At 47.1% G+C, this 16,638-nt stretch carries 10 protein-coding genes and 1 pseudogene; 6 read left to right on the top strand and 5 right to left on the bottom strand.

All coding sequences use genetic code 11. From position 1 onward, the window contains the following. The first annotated feature begins 200 nt into the window (after nt 1–200). Both KQI79_RS28380 and KQI79_RS22540 read left to right on the top strand, forming a co-directional pair. Nucleotides 201–886 (top strand): annotated as a pseudogene (locus tag KQI79_RS28380) (acyl-CoA thioesterase/BAAT N-terminal domain-containing protein). Next, nucleotides 808–1,464, top strand: coding sequence for an acyl-CoA thioester hydrolase/BAAT C-terminal domain-containing protein (locus tag KQI79_RS22540; RefSeq protein WP_367398229.1), 657 nt, complete (start codon nt 808–810; stop codon nt 1,462–1,464). Before KQI79_RS28380 ends, KQI79_RS22540 begins: the two are co-directional and overlap by 79 nt. 67 nt (nt 1,465–1,531) lie before the next feature. Here the strand turns inward: KQI79_RS22540 and KQI79_RS22535 are convergent, their stop codons facing one another. The 4 genes from KQI79_RS22535 to KQI79_RS22520 are packed head-to-tail and all read right to left on the bottom strand — an operon-like array spanning nt 1,532 to nt 4,383. After that, nucleotides 1,532–2,572 (bottom strand): hypothetical protein, encoded by a 1,041-nt coding sequence (locus KQI79_RS22535; protein WP_216540561.1) that lies wholly within the window; start codon nt 2,570–2,572, stop codon nt 1,532–1,534. Beyond that, entirely contained in the window at nt 2,554–3,417 is an 864-nt protein-coding gene (locus tag KQI79_RS22530; protein WP_216540560.1) for a hypothetical protein, read from the bottom strand. Before KQI79_RS22530 ends, KQI79_RS22535 begins: the two co-directional genes overlap by 19 nt. Before the next feature lie 37 nt (nt 3,418–3,454). Next, nucleotides 3,455–3,886, bottom strand: a complete 432-nt coding sequence (locus KQI79_RS22525; protein ID WP_216540559.1) for a helix-turn-helix domain-containing protein — start codon at nt 3,884–3,886, stop codon at nt 3,455–3,457. Continuing rightward, entirely contained in the window at nt 3,883–4,383 is a 501-nt protein-coding gene (locus KQI79_RS22520) for a hypothetical protein (RefSeq protein WP_216540558.1), read from the bottom strand. The genes KQI79_RS22525 and KQI79_RS22520 overlap by 4 nt, the downstream gene beginning before the upstream one ends. 252 nt (nt 4,384–4,635) lie before the next feature. Here KQI79_RS22520 and KQI79_RS22515 point away from each other — a divergent pair, with 252 nt between their 5' ends. Then, nucleotides 4,636–5,532, top strand: a complete 897-nt coding sequence (locus KQI79_RS22515; protein WP_216540557.1) for a restriction endonuclease — start codon at nt 4,636–4,638, stop codon at nt 5,530–5,532. Between the two features lie 427 nt (nt 5,533–5,959). On the opposite strand, the gene KQI79_RS22510 is transcribed toward KQI79_RS22515, so the two are convergent. Further along, nucleotides 5,960–13,612: a fibronectin type III domain-containing protein gene (locus tag KQI79_RS22510; RefSeq protein ID WP_216540556.1), complete on the bottom strand. Its 7,653-nt coding sequence runs from the start codon at nt 13,610–13,612 to the stop codon at nt 5,960–5,962. A gap of 328 nt (nt 13,613–13,940) precedes the next feature. On the opposite strand from KQI79_RS22510, the gene KQI79_RS22505 reads away from it, so the two are divergent. From KQI79_RS22505 to KQI79_RS27800, 3 genes are read left to right on the top strand one after another with little or no spacing between them, the layout of a single operon-like run. Next, complete coding sequence (locus tag KQI79_RS22505) at nt 13,941–14,849, top strand: winged helix-turn-helix domain-containing protein (protein ID WP_216540555.1); 909 nt, start codon at nt 13,941–13,943, stop codon at nt 14,847–14,849. A gap of 15 nt (nt 14,850–14,864) precedes the next feature. After that, complete coding sequence (locus tag KQI79_RS22500) at nt 14,865–16,154, top strand: hypothetical protein (protein WP_216540554.1); 1,290 nt, start codon at nt 14,865–14,867, stop codon at nt 16,152–16,154. A gap of 18 nt (nt 16,155–16,172) precedes the next feature. Continuing rightward, complete coding sequence (locus tag KQI79_RS27800; protein WP_216540553.1) at nt 16,173–16,463, top strand: response regulator transcription factor; 291 nt, start codon at nt 16,173–16,175, stop codon at nt 16,461–16,463. The last annotated feature ends 175 nt before the right edge of the window (nt 16,464–16,638 follow it).

Here is a 16,638-nt window from a genome sequence, read left to right as displayed (position 1 = left end):
TTCATGAAAATCACCCAATTCATTAGAAATAAAAAAAGCCTTCTCGGCGATTATTGGGGTGATTTTGAAAAGTCAAGAGGAATGTTTGTTCGCACCCCATGTTTGGGGGTGAAACAATAGAAGACCCTAGCTAGGAAGCTAGAGTCTGCAACGGAATGTGAATTCCGAGAAGCTTAATACTATATGAGGAGGTATCTTGGATGACAAATCAAATAGGAGTCAAGCCCCCCTTCTTCTCCGTTCCCGAAAGGGTAAGGATCGATCAATCCTTCCATATTCAATTGTCCGGGCTCCAACGAGAGCAAGGAGTAACCATTTGTGCTGCAACGGCGGATGGAGAGCTGAATAAGTTTGAATCGTATGCCGTATTTATGGCGGATTCGGAAGGAAGAGTAGATACTGGAACTCACAACCCCTCCGAGGTTCTTACAATGAGACGGATGCAATGGGATTGTTATGGTCGATGAAGGATGCGAGCAAACATAAGCAATCATTTTTCATCAAAACGAAATCAACACCGCTTATCGTCTCGCTCACTGCTGAAATCGAGGGTGAGACAGTCGCCGAAACGAAGGTCGTACGGTACTATGTATCGCCTGACGTCGTCAGAATGCAAGTGGAAGAGCATAATTGGATCGGTTCGTTATATTATCCGCAAGATTCATCTCCGGTTCCCGGCATTCTGATTTTATCCGGCTCGGATGGAAGTTCGCGCGAGGATGCGGTCGCTTTGCTAGCCGCACATGGATATGCCGCTTTGGCTTTGCCTTATTTCGGTACGGAGGATGTTCCCAAGGATCTCAAGCGATCGGCTGGCTGCAAAACCAGTCTTCGATTTGCAGCGGACAGATTGGTGTCATCGGGTTATCCCGAGGAGGGGAATTAGCCTTGCAATTAGGAGCAACCTATCTGAAAATATCGGCCGTTATTGCCGCCTCCCCGAGCGCATACCGTTACGCGGGCGTCCGCAATAATATGCCCCTCCCACTTCCTGCATGGACGTTGAACAATGAGGCTTTGCCTTATTTGAAACCAAAGTTTGACGCAAGCGGTACATTTCAATTCTTCTGGAACTGGATCACACGCCGACCAAACGGTAATAAGGCCGGCTTTATCAAGACGTTAAAAGACTCAGCCAAAACCGCGGCTGTCCGTATTCCTGTTGAGCGAATACAAGAACCGATCATGCTCGTTTCGGGTGGCGACGACCAGTTATTGCCTTCATTCAGGTTTGCTGAGATCGTGATGAAACGGTTAACCTGTCATCACCATCCCTATAACATCCATCTTCATTACAAGGATGCAGGCCACTTCCCCTGTTTCCCTTACACGCTGCCTTATATGCCGCCGAATGTGATGCTGTCTCCCGGCGGAGGCATGACAATTACATTCGGCGGCAACGATAAGGCCAATACCCGCGCCGCTCTCGACTCCTGGCCCAAAATGCTTGACTTTTTGAAATAAAATCTAGGTTGATAATGTTCGATAATATCGTTTACAGGAAATTCCGGTTGAACTTTTTGGGAATTTCCTACCATTTCAACTCATAACCGTTTCTGCATTTCGAATCCCAGCATACGAGAGAAAATTGCTCATTTCGGTATTGCAGCCTCAGCGAGCCTTTGCATTTCGGACACTTACACTTCGAAGCAGGCCATCCCATTAGCTGAAGGTATTCGAAAATCGCCTGCCCCAGTTTGGAATAAAATCCTTTCATCGCCTCTCTAGGCGACACATTTAGCTGATTGACACTAAAGTGATGGTCAATAACTCTCTCTTGAAGGGAATGATCTGCCGGAAGCCAAGCCTGATCATGTGCCGTGTAAAGTTGCATAATCGCTGTGATGATACCCTTGGATTCATCTTCAACGTTACAATGGAATCCGAGAAACAAATCCCATCGAGGGTGCCTTAGAGGAATACGGAAGAGAAATGGATCAAATGCAGCTAATGTTCTCTTGAGTTTTGTTTCTTTAACAGCTCCTCGATCTGCTCTCTCGATGTCTTGTTTTCGCTTATCCAATGACTGCTTCCATTTATCCCACTGAAGTTTCTTCTCGTTATTTAGTCGAAGTGTTCCTTCTTTTGCTTTTAGTCCCTGATCGATTTCCTGAATTTGTTGTTGGATGCGATCTCGTTCATCTTCAAGTGCTCCCAAAGTTTTTCTGTTAAAACCGAGTCTGGATGATAACTTCGCACCTTCACTCCGAAGCGCCGCGGCGGCTTGCTGCAGCTTCAATTGCAATTGTTCAACCTGTTTTTTATCGTTTGAAATTTGCGAATGCAACTTGTTCCAGCTCGTCATAAACTTATCAAAGCCGGGGTGCTTTGCTTCTTCTTTCGCCAAATTTGCCTTGTGTTGTGCCGCTATTGCTTGTCCATGTATGGTTAATAAATCTTTGATCGTTTGATCGGCGAGCCGCTCCGCTCCCCAGAATTTTGATGTGAAACCTGAGCATTCTTGTAGCGCGTAATCAATCGGGTCGTCAGGCTCTTCAATCGAGCCGACTCTTTTCCGATCCGGAGGATTTTCGAAAAAATAGATTTGATGCTCTATGGAATACAGCTCCATTTGATAAACCGTGCCATGTGCGAGTATTTTCTTTTCCGCAAAACCATAGCAAGCAATCTTCTGATTTTCCAGAAGCGCAACGTCGCCAACTTTCGTTGCATAATCATGATGCACATAGAGTCGAAAAGTTTTGAATTTCGTCTTTTTTCCTCTCGACTGGTGGAAAAATCAATTATAATGTAACCTTTATGAGTAACATTCCTTACGGTACCTACGACGACAGCCAAGCAACTCGAACCGAGTTTGTCGATTCTGTTGATGATATCGTCCTGCATTCCGAATATATCGGCAAATTTAACTTTTTCCCCGCTTTCTGTTAGGACACCAAACGCAGAAACGTTATTCTTGAAGGTATTAATCTCATAATCTTTCAGCAGACTGGATAAGAAAAAATAAAACTTCTGGTGAGCCGGCTGGGTAAAGAATTTGGCATACGCTCGTCTTGAATACCCCAATGGATCCCCAATTTTTCTGACCAACTTGGCGCTCGTTAATATTCTGATCACCTTTGCTCGTTCATCGACAGACATTCCGTTTGATTCTGCCAGCGAAATGACTTTTGAATCTGAACTCCGGAAACGGCACCCTTCGTAATGTTGCTGCAACTTGCCTTTTCGAAAAAAGGGATATTCATCGTCAGCGACATGTTCAAGAACCGTTGGTTCTTTGTCCTTTTCGTTCGCTGCTATGAGGTGTTTGGGAAGTTCGTTACATCCTAAACAGACATAACGATTTGGCTCTTTCAAGTGCTGTTGATTATGAACCTCCCTTGCCGATCTTATTTTATTTGTCTTCCGGTCAATCGCCCAGTTCATGCTTAAATCTGAAGATTTAGGATGAGACATGCTTCCATCATTCCTTTATCGTTTCCACTCGTTTTTGTTAGGGGGAACCACCGATATAAATCAAGTGCCCCCAAGCAACCTGGATGTCATGATAAGAGACACCCCTGATCTCAGATTGTTTAGCATAATCCATGATCACTTCAGGATGTTTCTGCATCATCAGGATCAATTTTAGTGCGAATCCAATCGGTGTTTTTTCGACGACATTGGTAGTTTTGACACAGTAAGCTCCTGCATGACCTATTCTCTCAACTGCACCGAATCTGATTAATGTTCTCAGTTTTTTTGATACATTACTTTGAGATACTTGTAGAATTTCGGCCATTTTTGTTTGTGGTATCCGACTTATTCCTTCCTTATCTCGATACTCCAGAAGAAGATCGATTACTTTCTGGGAAGACTCGATAGATACTTCAAATTTTCGAGCTCCTGTCTTTCTGTAAGCATATTTCTTCTGTCCTGTTATCAATGCCTTTTTGCATGTGCTATCTCTGCGCCAAAATCACGCTTTATCATTTGGGTGAAGCTCTGGAATTCTTCCGAACTGGTCAAAACCTCTGTCATGTACCGATTAAAAACCGTTTCAATATTGTCGGCCAGTTGCCGAGGATTAACAATCATAAATTGATTCTCAGCGGTAATCATTCCACCAAAAATATAGGAGAACTGCCCCCCATCTTTAATACCTCCTTCGTGTACCAAACCGTTTCTGAAATGTTTGTAAAATACATCGGCCAATATCTGTTTTTTACCTGGCAGACGCTGAGCGAACTCCGGGATTTCCGTGGCTAACCAATGAACATACCTTTTGCGTACTTCTTCGCTATTTGATTTCAGTCTTGATAGCACATCCATTGTTGTTATACAGAGCAAACCAGCCGCAAATGTGTCATTATCATTATTCAGTTTCTTTATTGGCCCTAGGTAGAAAACATTTATTCTATCTCTGAATGCTTGGATAAGCATTCCTGGATCATCCAAATCGACATCACGAATATTTTAGAGCGGGTGAAAAGTAAATCCCGTCTTCGATTCGCGCGTAATCAACTTCCTCAAAGGTTTTTGGAAATAAAACATTTCCTTGAACAATTCGACAAATGCCTATAATTCCCCTTTCAAATCAGTCATAGACCCTCACATCGTTGAAAATATCAATTTTGTACAGTAACATGAAAGTAGTATTTGGATTGAATCCAATCAAAGAAGGTGTAATCGACCGTGCCTACTCTACAATCCATGGATTTTCCCAAACCTCAGGACTGGCAAGAATTTGAGCGCATGGTACATGGCTTTAGCATGCTCAAATGGCCAGATCATTCGATATCTCCAAATGGCAATAACGGAGACGCTCAACATGGGGTAGATCTCTATATTAAAAATAAAAACGGAGAGTATATCGGTATTCAATGTAAACTTGCCCTTAAAGATTCCCCTCTCCCGTTTAAAATTATAGAAAAGGAACTTGAAAGAGCTGCTCATTTCAAGCCTTCTTTAAAACGATTTATCATTGCAACTACTGCAAAAAGAAATGCTCAACTTCAAGAAAAAGTCAACCTTTTAAGCCATCGCCGATCAACGAATGGATTGTTTGATATAGGTCTTTTATTTTGGGAAGATATTATTGATATGCTAAAAAGCGATCCAAAGGTCTTAAGAAAATATTATCCCGAACTTCCGATAGGACCGATTTGTGAAGACCGTGTTACCCTCAACGTGAGTCAGAACTCCCGAACGGTCGTTTGCCATTTGCATATTTACCAACAAGGCAGTAGAACCAGGAAGGGATCCGCAAAAAGAATCATTGAAGGTACAATCGGAAGCAATACATACCAGCTTAATTATATTCGCCACCTCATTGATCGTTACCTGGAATATAAAGCAAAAGACTTTCAGGATGACAAAAAGTCAATGAATTACGCTATTATATACAAATCAATTCAACGAGAGATGGGATTCAAATGGGATGAAATGCCCGTTGAGAAATTCGATGGTTTTTGTCTTTATCTTCAAAAGAAAATCGATCATACGAAATTTGGAAGGTTAAACAAAGCTAAAGGAACAAAAAACTATAGCAGTTATTCAGAATACATAAAAAAACATCTGAAAGAAGAATGAAAGTAATTACGATTAAACAGTTCTTCGTGGTCGATCATTCTATCGGAACACATTGAAAATAAAAAACGAATCATGTTTCCAAGGTGTTAGCATTGTATTTTGATTGAATACTGATTTCAACTGCAACAACAGTGAAAACAAGGATATCGATGCTCCTCGCCTCTAAGTAAACGTAAACAGTCCACAACATCCCGTTGAAATGATCCAAAACTAAATAAAATTGATGCGGCTACGACCCGAGAGGGAGAAGACCCACTTACAAGTTTCTGACAAAACCAAGTGTTTAAGTGGAACTGAGGTGATCTGTTTCCATCCCACATTTTATCCTAACTATCCTAACTAAAAAACTATCTCTCTACCTGTAAGATCCACAAAAATAACAAGTGCGATAGGCCCGGATGAACTGCCCTCGCACTTGTTGGATTGCTTATTTACCTCTTTCGATCATACGCAGTAATATCACCGCCGCTTCGGCACGAGTTGCCTTTTCGTTCGGCACGAAGCGATTCCCGCCACGACCATCGACGATGCCAATCCCACGAATCGCTTCCACAGCGCCTTTCGCCCACTGGGGGATCGCTTCGTCATCAGCAAAACCAGTTGCGGTTTCGGCCTTAAGCTGCAGTTTGAGTGCTCGGGCAATCATGACCGCTATTTCTACTCGGGTAATCTGCGCATTTGGACGGAAGCTTCCGTCTTCATATCCATTGATTAACCCCGCTTGTACCGCCTGGGCGACCGCTTGTTTCGCCCATGTGCCGATTTGATCTTGATCGATGAATGTTTGTGTTGCGCCTTCTTCCTCCAACTGCAAGGCACTAGTCAACATCACCGTAAACTCTGCCCGGGTGACGAAATGGTTCGGTTTGAACGTTCCATCCGGGTAACCACTTATCATGTCTTTCGCCGCGGCACGTTTGATGTTGGTCTCTGCCCAGTGCCCGGCAATGTCGATAAAATGGACTTCTGGTTCGTATGGCTTAGGTGTTTCTCGGTAAATGGTCAGCGTGTATTTCTTCTTCGTTCCATTCTCCGCCTGTACCGTTAACACAAAAGTATTGTCGCCTTCCTCCAGATGTTCTTTCGTTCTGTCCCTGATCTCTTTTTCTTTCAGCATCACCTTCGCCGCAAAGTGCGCCGGTTTTACCATAATTTCGACTTGTTCGGCTTGTGTTCGGGCTGTATAGCTTGTCGTACCGGCAGCAAACGATGGGCTTGGCTCCAATTTTTTATCCTTATCCCATACCTGCAATTCTTGCAAATCGGCGTTACTGGATAACACCCTGTCTCCTCTGGAACCGCTACCCCCGGTACCGCCGCCTCCACTCGAAGATCGGGCTGTCGTTGCTTGCTTGCTGAGCGACGCACTCTCGTTACCCACAGTGTCATAAGCAGTAACTTTGAACATATAACTCGTTTCTGCCATCAGACCAGTAAAGATGATTGCATTTTCGTTCCCGCCTACCGTTTTGTACTCTACTTCATCCACATAAATCCGGTAGCCCGTCACTCCTACGTTATCCGTCGCACTTGGCCATGTGAGTTTCAAGCTCGTCTGCATGACTTCCGACACAGTAAGTTCACTTCCATCCGGCCATCTCGGCGCTTCAGTGTCCGGCTCCGTTGGCTGTGGCAACGTCTTAGCCGATGCGGTCAGCGTCGGGCTTTCGTTCCCTGCTTCGTCGTAAGCTGTAACTTTGAACGCATAGCTCGTCCCTGCTGTCAGACCAGTGACGATGATTGCACTTTCGCTGACTCCTACCGTTTTGTACTCGACGTTATCCACATAAATCCGGTAGCCCGCCACTCCCACGTTATCTGTCGCTGACGACCAGGACAGCTTCACGCTCGTTTGCGTCACATCCGAAACCGTCAGTTCACTGTCATCCGGCCATTGCGGCGCTTCAGTATCTGTCCCGGACTGCTGCGGTAATGTCTTGGCCGATGCGGTCAGCGCTGGGCCTTCGTTCCCTGCTTCGTCGTAAGCCGTAACTTTGAACGCATAGCTCGTCCCTGCTGTCAGACCAGTGACGATGATTGCACTTTCGCTGACTCCTACCGTTTTGTACTCGACGTTATCCACATAAATCCGGTAGCCCGCCACTCCTACGTTATCTGTCGCTGACGACCAGGACAGCTTCACGCTCGTTTGCGTCACATCCGAAACCGTCAGTTCACTGTCATCCGGCCATTGCGGCGCTTCAGTATCTGTCCCGGACTGCTGCGGTAATGTCTTGGCCGATGCGGTCAGCGCTGGGCCTTCGTTCCCTGCTTCGTCGTAAGCCGTAACTTTGAACGCATAGCTCGTCCCTGCTGTCAGACCAGTGACGATGATTGCACTTTCGCTGACTCCTACCGTTTTGTACTCGACGTTATCCACATAAATCCGGTAGCCCGCCACTCCCACGTTATCCGTCGCGCTCGGCCAGGACAGCCTTACGCTCGTCTGCGTAATGTCCGAAACGATCATCTCGCTTTCATCCGGCCATTTCGGCACTTCGGTGTCCAGGTCAGGCGACTGCGGCGACGTCTTGGTCGATGCAATTAGTGCCGCGCTTTCGTTACCCTCTGCATCGAACGCTGTGACTTGGAACGTGTAATTCGTATCTGCCGTCAAACCGGCAATTGGGGCCGCATAGACGTTCCCGCTGACCGTTGTGCGTTCCCTTCCATCCACGTAAATCCGGTAGCCCGCCACTCCCACGTTATCCGTCGCGTTTGGCCAGGAGAGTTTCACACTCGTCTGCGTAATGTCCGATACAGTCAGCTCACTGCCATCCGGCCATTGCGGCGCTTCGGTGTCCGGGTCGGGTGGCTGCGCTAATGTCTTGGCCGATGCAGCCAATGCCTCGCTTTCGTTCCCTGCCTCGTCGAAAGCCGTAACTTTGAACGTGTATGTCGTATCTACCGCGAGTCCGCCGATGGTGGTTCCATTTACACCGCCGCCTACCGTTCCATGTTCGGTTCCGTTAACATAGATGCGGTAGCCGGTCACTCTCACATTATCCGTCGCGCTTGGCCATGACAGCTTCACGCTCGTCTGCGTGATGTCCGAAACCGCCAGCTCGCTTCCATCCGGCCATTGGGGCGCTTCGGTGTCCCGATGCTGATCGCTTATCGCATACAACTTCCCGTTATTGCCGCCAATATATACCGTTCCATCCTTCGCAATAGCCGGTGAGGATGAAGACCTTCCAACCGAAAAAGTCCATTTTACGGTCCCCTCCCGATTAAAGGCATACAGTTTGCCGCTATTGCTTCCGACGTAGATCGTGCCGTCTGCCGCGATGATTGGTGTAGATACGACTGGGAAATTATCCGTTGCATGCTCCCATATGATTGAGCCATCCGGATCAAAAGCATAAAATTTATTTTCTGACGATGTGTTTGAAAAGCTGCCAACATAGAGAGTCCCGTCCGACGCGATAGCCGGGGAGGCGAAAAAGGCAAAACCGCTGTCCGGGCTCGTATACTTCCAATTCAATGCCCCATCCGGTTTAATGGCGAAAAATGTTTTGCATATGTCGCACCCGACGTAAACCGTTCCATCTGCTCCAATAATCGGATTGCCTATTATCCATCCTTGAGTTGCATACTCCCACTTTTTCTCTCCATCCGGCTTTATTGCATAGAGATTTCCGTCGGTGCTTCCTACATAAATCGTACCGTCTTCGGCAATTGCCGGCGACGAGAAAATTTCTCCCCTGGTTGAGAAGATCCATTTGATTTTACCATCTGTCGGATCGATCGCATATAAGTTTTTGTTCGTGCTTCCAATATAAATTGTACCGTCGGCGGCAATTGCAGGTGAGGAGACAAGTGCTTCACCAATAGGGCTCGCCCATTTTAAAACTCCGTTCGGGGCAACCGCATACAGCTTGCCATCATCGCTTCCCGCGTATACCGTTCCATCCGCTGCGATGACAGGAGATGATTCTACCCAGTCATCCGTTTCCACAAACCATTTGGTTGTTCCGTCCGGACGAACGGCATATAATCTGTTGTCATTGCTTCCTACATATATTGTTCCATCCTCCGCTATTGCCGGAGAAGATACGATTTTACTTCCCGTAGTGAACTGCCATAGTTGGACGGGGGTTCTTATTCCGGGATAAGCGGATTGTCTGGTCCAGTTAAATGCTGTCGGCTGCTGGGCATTGACATCGTATAACCCTCGCTGATAACCGCCTTTGCCTTGGTTTTGATCGAAGCCTTGCTTTGTCGGCACCGCTGCCGTCGCTGCCGAAAAGTCGCTGGCGCCTCCTGCATTAATGGCTTTTACCGCAAACACATAACTCGTGCCGTTCGTCAAATCGCTGACGGTGTAGGCGGTTGCCGTGACATTCCCTTCTACGAGAATCCATTCGTCTGCATTCGTCGGAGCGGATGGCCCTTCGTATTTGTACACTGCGTAGCTATCCGCAGCAGCCACTTTGCTCCAGTTTAGCGTTACCTGTCTATTCCCCGCGGAGCTTGTCACGTTTTCCGGTGCGGAAGGTGCCGTCAACTGAACCGTATAATGCTCCTCCATCACGTCGCTTTCGATCATACCTGCCTTTACCGCAATCGCCCTAATGGTCATATTTTTCGTTACAAAAACCGGCTCGCCATACAGCGTGCCGCTGCTTGGTGTTGGCGTACTGCCATCCGACGTATAATAAATCGTCGCGCCTTCGGTCGCCGTACTTAATGTCACTTTTGTACCCGACGGAACGATTCCGCCAGAAGGATCGGCAACCGGCTTGACGACTTGCTCAGGCTGCTCTGCTTTCGGCGTTACCGGATTCGATGGTGCTGATGGAATCGAGTCTCCTTTCGCATTCGTCGCCACAATCGTAAACGTATATGTCGTATCGTTCGTCAAGCCGGTGATGATAATCGGACTAGAATCGCTGCTCTTTGTAATCCCGGTTGCTGTTCCGTTTACCCAGGCAGTGACAGTGTAGCTTAGGATAGGGCTGCCTCCGTCATTCTCCGGCGCGTGAAAGCTGACCTTCGCTTGACCGTCTCCCGCCTCCGCCACTACGTTGAGGGGGGCACCAGGCACTGAAGAAGCGGGTTCTGGAGCAGGACTTGCGAATACTGCATCTGAGAAATCACTTGCCCCTTTAGAATTGAAGGCTTTCACCGCTAAGGCATACCTCATGTAATTCATCAAACCTGTAACGGTGTATGTATTCCCTGTTATATTCTCTTGCACCAATACCCAATCACCCGAATTTGCCGGCGATAAACCTCCTTCGTATTTGTACACCGCATAGCTGTCAGCATTTGCTACGGCGCTCCAACTCAGGGTGATTTTCCGATCACCAGCGGTGCTCGTCAGCCTTTCCGGCACGGAAGGAACGGAAGGTGCTGCGGTCGGAATCGTATACGTTGCCATCATGACGTCACTATCCGCTATGCCTGCCTTTACGGCGATCGCTTTCACCGTCATATTTCGCGTTACAGGGATCGGTCCGTAATACAGCAAGCCGCTGCCTGGAGTTGGCATACTGCCATCCGTCGTGTAATAAATCGACGCTCCAGCCGTTGTCGTAGCCAACACAACTGTCGTTCCTGACTCCACCTCTCCGCTTGGCTTGCTGGCAGTCGGTGCGGCAGCTTGCGAAGAGACATAAAAAGAATATGCGCCTCCAACTCCCGATCCTATTTTCGTTTCTTGCCCATCTGTTGCCATTGCGAACAGCACATGCATGCCTGGAGTCAAACCATCAAGCGAGCCTTCCCAGTCCTCCCGGTCTCGAGGTGTCGCCTTCTTCCATGCGCCTTGCATAGAATCAAGCTGGTAGTAGACGTCTAGTATCTTTCCTTGAATTGGAGCGTAGTTGTTTTTCGGAGTGAAACGAACGGAAGCTGTCCAATCGGTTAATCTGTTGTTCGGGAAAGCATGAATCTGCACAGGCAACGGGTTGGCAGTCTGCCTTTGATGAATGGTCATCAATTGATCGGTCGTCGCCGTAGCGTAAACCTGATTGGTCGCAGGATTGACCGCTATATCCGTGGCATTGACGGCACTCGCCAGTTGTGTCAAGGTGTTCCTCACACCATCTATGACTATAATCGAATTCAATGTAGCAACATAAATTTTATTGTTCCCCTCGTCCACTGCCAACTTCAAAGGATAGTCATCATATGTTGTAGGCAAATGTGTGAGCGATAAGGATGCGCCGTCTATAACAGTAACGGACCTGCCCAAAAAGTTGGAGACATACACTTTATTCGTTTTTTTGTTTACGGCAATCGCATAGGGCTGGCCTTCGGCAGGAACGGTACTCGTGGCGTTCGACGCCCCATCAATAATCGTAACGTTATTGCTTCCGCTATTGGCTACATAGATTTGGTTCGTTTTCTCGTTAACAGCCGCCATTTTCGGGTTTTTCCCTACCTGTACGGTAGCGGTAACCTTTTTCGTCGCGCCATCGATCACTGAGACAGTGCCATCCTGGGAATTGGTAACATACACTTTGTTGGTCAACGGATGGACAGCCACATGAACCGGACCCGAGCCGACTGGCACGGTGCCTTTGTTGTTCGATGCCCCGTCAATCACAGTCACACTGCCGCTTTGATTGTTAGCGACATAAATTTGGTTCGTAATCGGATTGACAGCAATGGCGGAAGGGGAGCCACCCACAGGAACCGTTGCGACGATCGTATCGTTATCTCCATCGATCACCGTAACAAAGCTGGGAGCCGAATCATGCACGACATAAATTCGGTTCGTCAGCGGGTTTGCGGCTGCCGCGATTGGTCTTTCTCCCACAAGCAATGTCTTTACTACCTTTAATTCTTTCGATTTCAAATCGATAATGGTCATGTCACGACTACCCGCATTGGCCACATACGCCTTATGGGTAAAGGGATTGATCGCCACGGACCTAGGATTGTTCCCCGTCCCAATCCTGCTTATATCCGTACTCGTTCCGTCAATTACGAATACTTTCTCTTTACTCATAGATCCGGCGTAAATTTTGTTGGTGACCGGATTGACGACCAGTGGCACATCTCCTTCTCCAATATTTACTGCCAATGTACCCAACGAATTGTTCGTATCGCCGTCAATCACCGTGACGCCGTCAATGGAGGTTACATAAATTTTATTTGTGACAGGGTTTACGACTACGTTTTTTGGTTTTGACTGCACCGACACCGTATTTACAATTGCTTCCCTCTCGCCGTCTATAATCAATACAAGTCGGCTTGACAAACCGGTTGCATAAATTTTGTGTGTAATCGGATTCACCGCAATTCCCGCAAAGTAGTCATTATATGGGATCGTAGACTTGATAGCATCGGAATCGCCGTTGATTACCAAAACGCCTTCAGAAGTAGCGATATAAACCCGGTTCGCGGCATGATCGATGGCGATCGCTTCCGAATAATTCCCAACCGAAACCGACTTACGTAGATTTCCCGTTTCTCCATTTATAATCTTTACAACATTTCCCGAGCAGGTTACATAGACTTTGTTCGTCTGCAGGTTGACGGCGAGCGCACGAGGTATGCATCCCAAATCAACGGTACTCGTCACTTCATTCGTTTCACCGTCAATGACGGACAGACTATTGCCTTCTTTACTGGTTACGTAGATTTTATTCAAAACTGGATTTACGGCAACCGCTGCGGGGTATTTTTCCGTCCAAATGCTGCTCGTCTGTTGATTATTTCGATCAATGACCATGACGATGTCTTGATTTGAAATACTGCCAAGAGAACTGGTGACATAGATTTTATTCGTTTTCGGATTTACGGCGACATCCAAAGGCCAGCCGGATAGTTGCGTAATGAATGTAGCTTGATTCGTCACACCATCAATAATCTTGAAGGTTTCATTCCCCGTATTACTAATGACATAGATTTCGTTCGTAATTGGATTCACGGCTGCTGCGCGTGGCTCACGCTTGTCTATTTCCGCCACCACGGAATCTGCTGACACTATCTGCGGCGCATGAACAAGCCCAGCGACAAGCATAACCGCAATTAACCCGATCTTGGCTAATGCAGCAAACCATTGTCTGTCGAACATATTTTTTCGCGTTACTTTCAACCATACTAGTTTAAGCGATCCTTTTCCCATTCCTATTATCCTCTCCAACTTTTCATTCTTTAGCTTCGCAATTCCGCTACGCTATATAGGTCCTTCGATAGAACTCACTGCAATATAAGACATTCATCTCTATTGTATTTTTAAAAGCGGTGCACATCTATTCCCCTCGGGGGCAGATAGGGGGTATTCGGGAGGGTAAAATTTTGGATTGATGGATTGACAGCGTTTTACTGCAATCAATTTAAGAATAATTCGAAAAAGGAAAAGGACTTACTCCATGTACCCATGATCCGAATTTCCGCCGCTTTCACACCTTCTGCAAACCAAACTGCATCCCCCTGGCACCGGGTCGCTAATTGTGGAACGACCATCTTTACGACGTCTTCTCGATCAGGGACTTACCGCCAAGTTGACGTTGGTTATGGCTCCGGCAGGCTTCGGCAAATCGACGCTGATTGCGGAGTGGATTCATAAGCAGCCGCATTCATACGGATGGATTTCGTTAGACGAGCGGGATAACGATCTGGTCCGCTTTATGGAATATTTGATCGCCGCCTTACGTACGATACAGCCCGGTCTCTGTGATTCCGTTTTGCAGTACATTCAAGAAACGAGGGACTTCTCCGCCGAGACCGCTATGACCCTCTTAATGAACGAGGTTCAGGCGCAGAGCCGAGAAATCGTTGTCGTTCTTGACGATTATCATGCGATTTGTGAACCGTCCATTCATCATGGGCTGGCTTTTTTATTGGCGTACCTGCCTCGGAATATGCATGTGGTCATTGCGAGCCGTTCTGAACCTCCGCTGCCTTTGTCGGCAATGCTTGCCAGACGGCAGCTTATTCGCATCTCAGCGAATGATTTGCGGTTTACGATTCAAGAAATTCGTGAGCTATTTAGGTTAACGATTGACGAACCTTTAACGGAGGAAGAACTGAGCCGTTTAGGGCACAGAACGGAAGGCTGGATTGCGGGGTTTTCATGCAGAAAGAAAAACGTTCGTGCGAAGGAAAACGATATCGTAGCCTATCCGTTTACACAGCAAAGGCCGGAGCAGTTGGAAGGCGATATCGTCGATTATTTAACCGAAGAAGTGCTGTCCCGACCAACGCCCGACGTGCAACAATTTTTACTCAAGACAGCTGTGCTAGAACGGATGAACGAATCTTTATGCAACCATATCATTCAAAAGGAAAGTGGCAAAACGCTTCATGAAGCAGTACAGTCTGGTTTGTTCCTGATCCCGTTGGACCGGGACCGCATGTGATATAGATATCACCATATGTTTGGGCGTTTGCTGTACCATCGGTTAATCCATCAATATGCCGAACTCGTTCCTGAACTGCACAGACGAGCAAGCGAATGGTTCCGGATCAATGGCTATACCGTAGAAGCGGTCGAACATGCGTTGGCCGCAGCCGATTTTGACGCAGCTTCCGCGCTGATTCAGCAAGATGCTTCGGAATTGTTGCGCAGTGAAATGCATATGCTGTTGCACTGGTTCGGAAAATTTCCCGAAAGCCTGCTCACACATACCCCCGCACTCGCCGTTCTGCATGCTTGGACGCTAGCCACGTTCGAGCGTCTTGAGGAAGCGGAGGACGTTCTCGATCGCACGGAACCGTATCTCGATACGGAGCAAGATACGCGGCAATCGCTTAACGGCGAGGACATGCGTGGATATTTCTCGGGCATGCGTTGCCTGATTTGTCTAATCCGTGGAGAGACGGAAAAAGGGCTGATTTATTCCAAAGAACATGCAGAAAGGCTTGGAGGAGTCGGCAAAATTTCCGCTAGATATATTGTCAACTATAACCATAACGGAGAATCGCTCTTAAGAGGACGGTTTGGATTTTTCGGAGGACTGAAACAAACGTTAGCGATCTATCCCCCCCTTACCGCGGGTTGGCAATCGCCACTTGATCATTTTTACGGCTACTTGCTTACGGCTGTTGGAGAGTGCTATTGCGAACGGGATGACTTGGAACAAGCGGAGAAATACATAAACATTGGTGCTTCTGTCGGATTGCAATGCGAGAATGCCGGTATCTTTGTACCCGCCCTGCTCACAAAGGCTCGCATTAGTCTGGCCCAGGGCGAACAGGAAGCAGCCTTTGCCCTTGTGCAGGAGGCACGCAACCTGGCATTGCAGACCAAGGCTCTTTCGTTTATTCCGGTTATCGAAGCTTTTGAGGCCAGAGTTTTCATCCGAATGGGTCAATACGAGTATGCCGCAAAATGGGCCGAAAACTGTCGTCTTCAAACAGACGGATGGATCGATCCTTCCCGCGAGTTTGAGCAAATTACATGGTTGCGTGTGCAAGTCGCCTTGGACGATATAGAAAGTGCATACCGTTATGCGGAACGTCTCGCGCAAGGATACGCGCTGAAAAACCGAAAAGCGGCTGTAACCGAGATTCGAATTATTCAGGCACTCTTGTTGGATCGGCAAAAAAATATGTCCGCCGCGGTTAAAAAGCTGGATCAAGCCTTAAAAATTGCTTACTCCGAAGGCTTTATCCGATTGTTTGCGGATGAGGGAGCAAAGCTTTATCGTCTCTTAATCATATGAGTAAGGCAAAGAAACAGTGTGTTAAAAAGAGCGAAAGACCCATCTTTTCAACGTTACACCAATACGCTGTTTTCCGCTTTTCAAAATGAGGATGATGCCTCTCCGCAGCATCTGCTTTCCAGGCTTACGAGACAGGAAATGAACGTATTGAAGTTGTTGTCACAAGGACTCGCAAACAAAGAGATCGCCGAAACACTAAACACATCTACGGAAACAGTGAAACGTCACTGTAAAAATATCTACAAGAAGCTTGCCGTGTCAGGTCGCAATGAAGCTGTTTCATTAATGAGCGATCACCTAACCATCTAAAACATTGTCACCAAAAACAGATACAACCTAGCAACCATCGTTTCTATCGTTGTATCTGTTCAATTTCAGATTACTCGCACCTGAAGCTACATGACCGCCCGGCTACTGGCAATGCCCAACATGCTACCAGCACTACCGTTTCTGCATTCTGGGCAAACCTTCATTATATAGAGAA

Origin of the sequence: Paenibacillus sp. MSJ-34, assembly GCF_018918005.1 — a bacterium.
Taxonomy (GTDB): Bacteria; Bacillota; Bacilli; order Paenibacillales; family Paenibacillaceae; genus MSJ-34.
The sequence above is the reverse complement of the archived record's forward strand: the minus strand, read 5'-3'. Positions and strand labels throughout refer to the sequence as shown.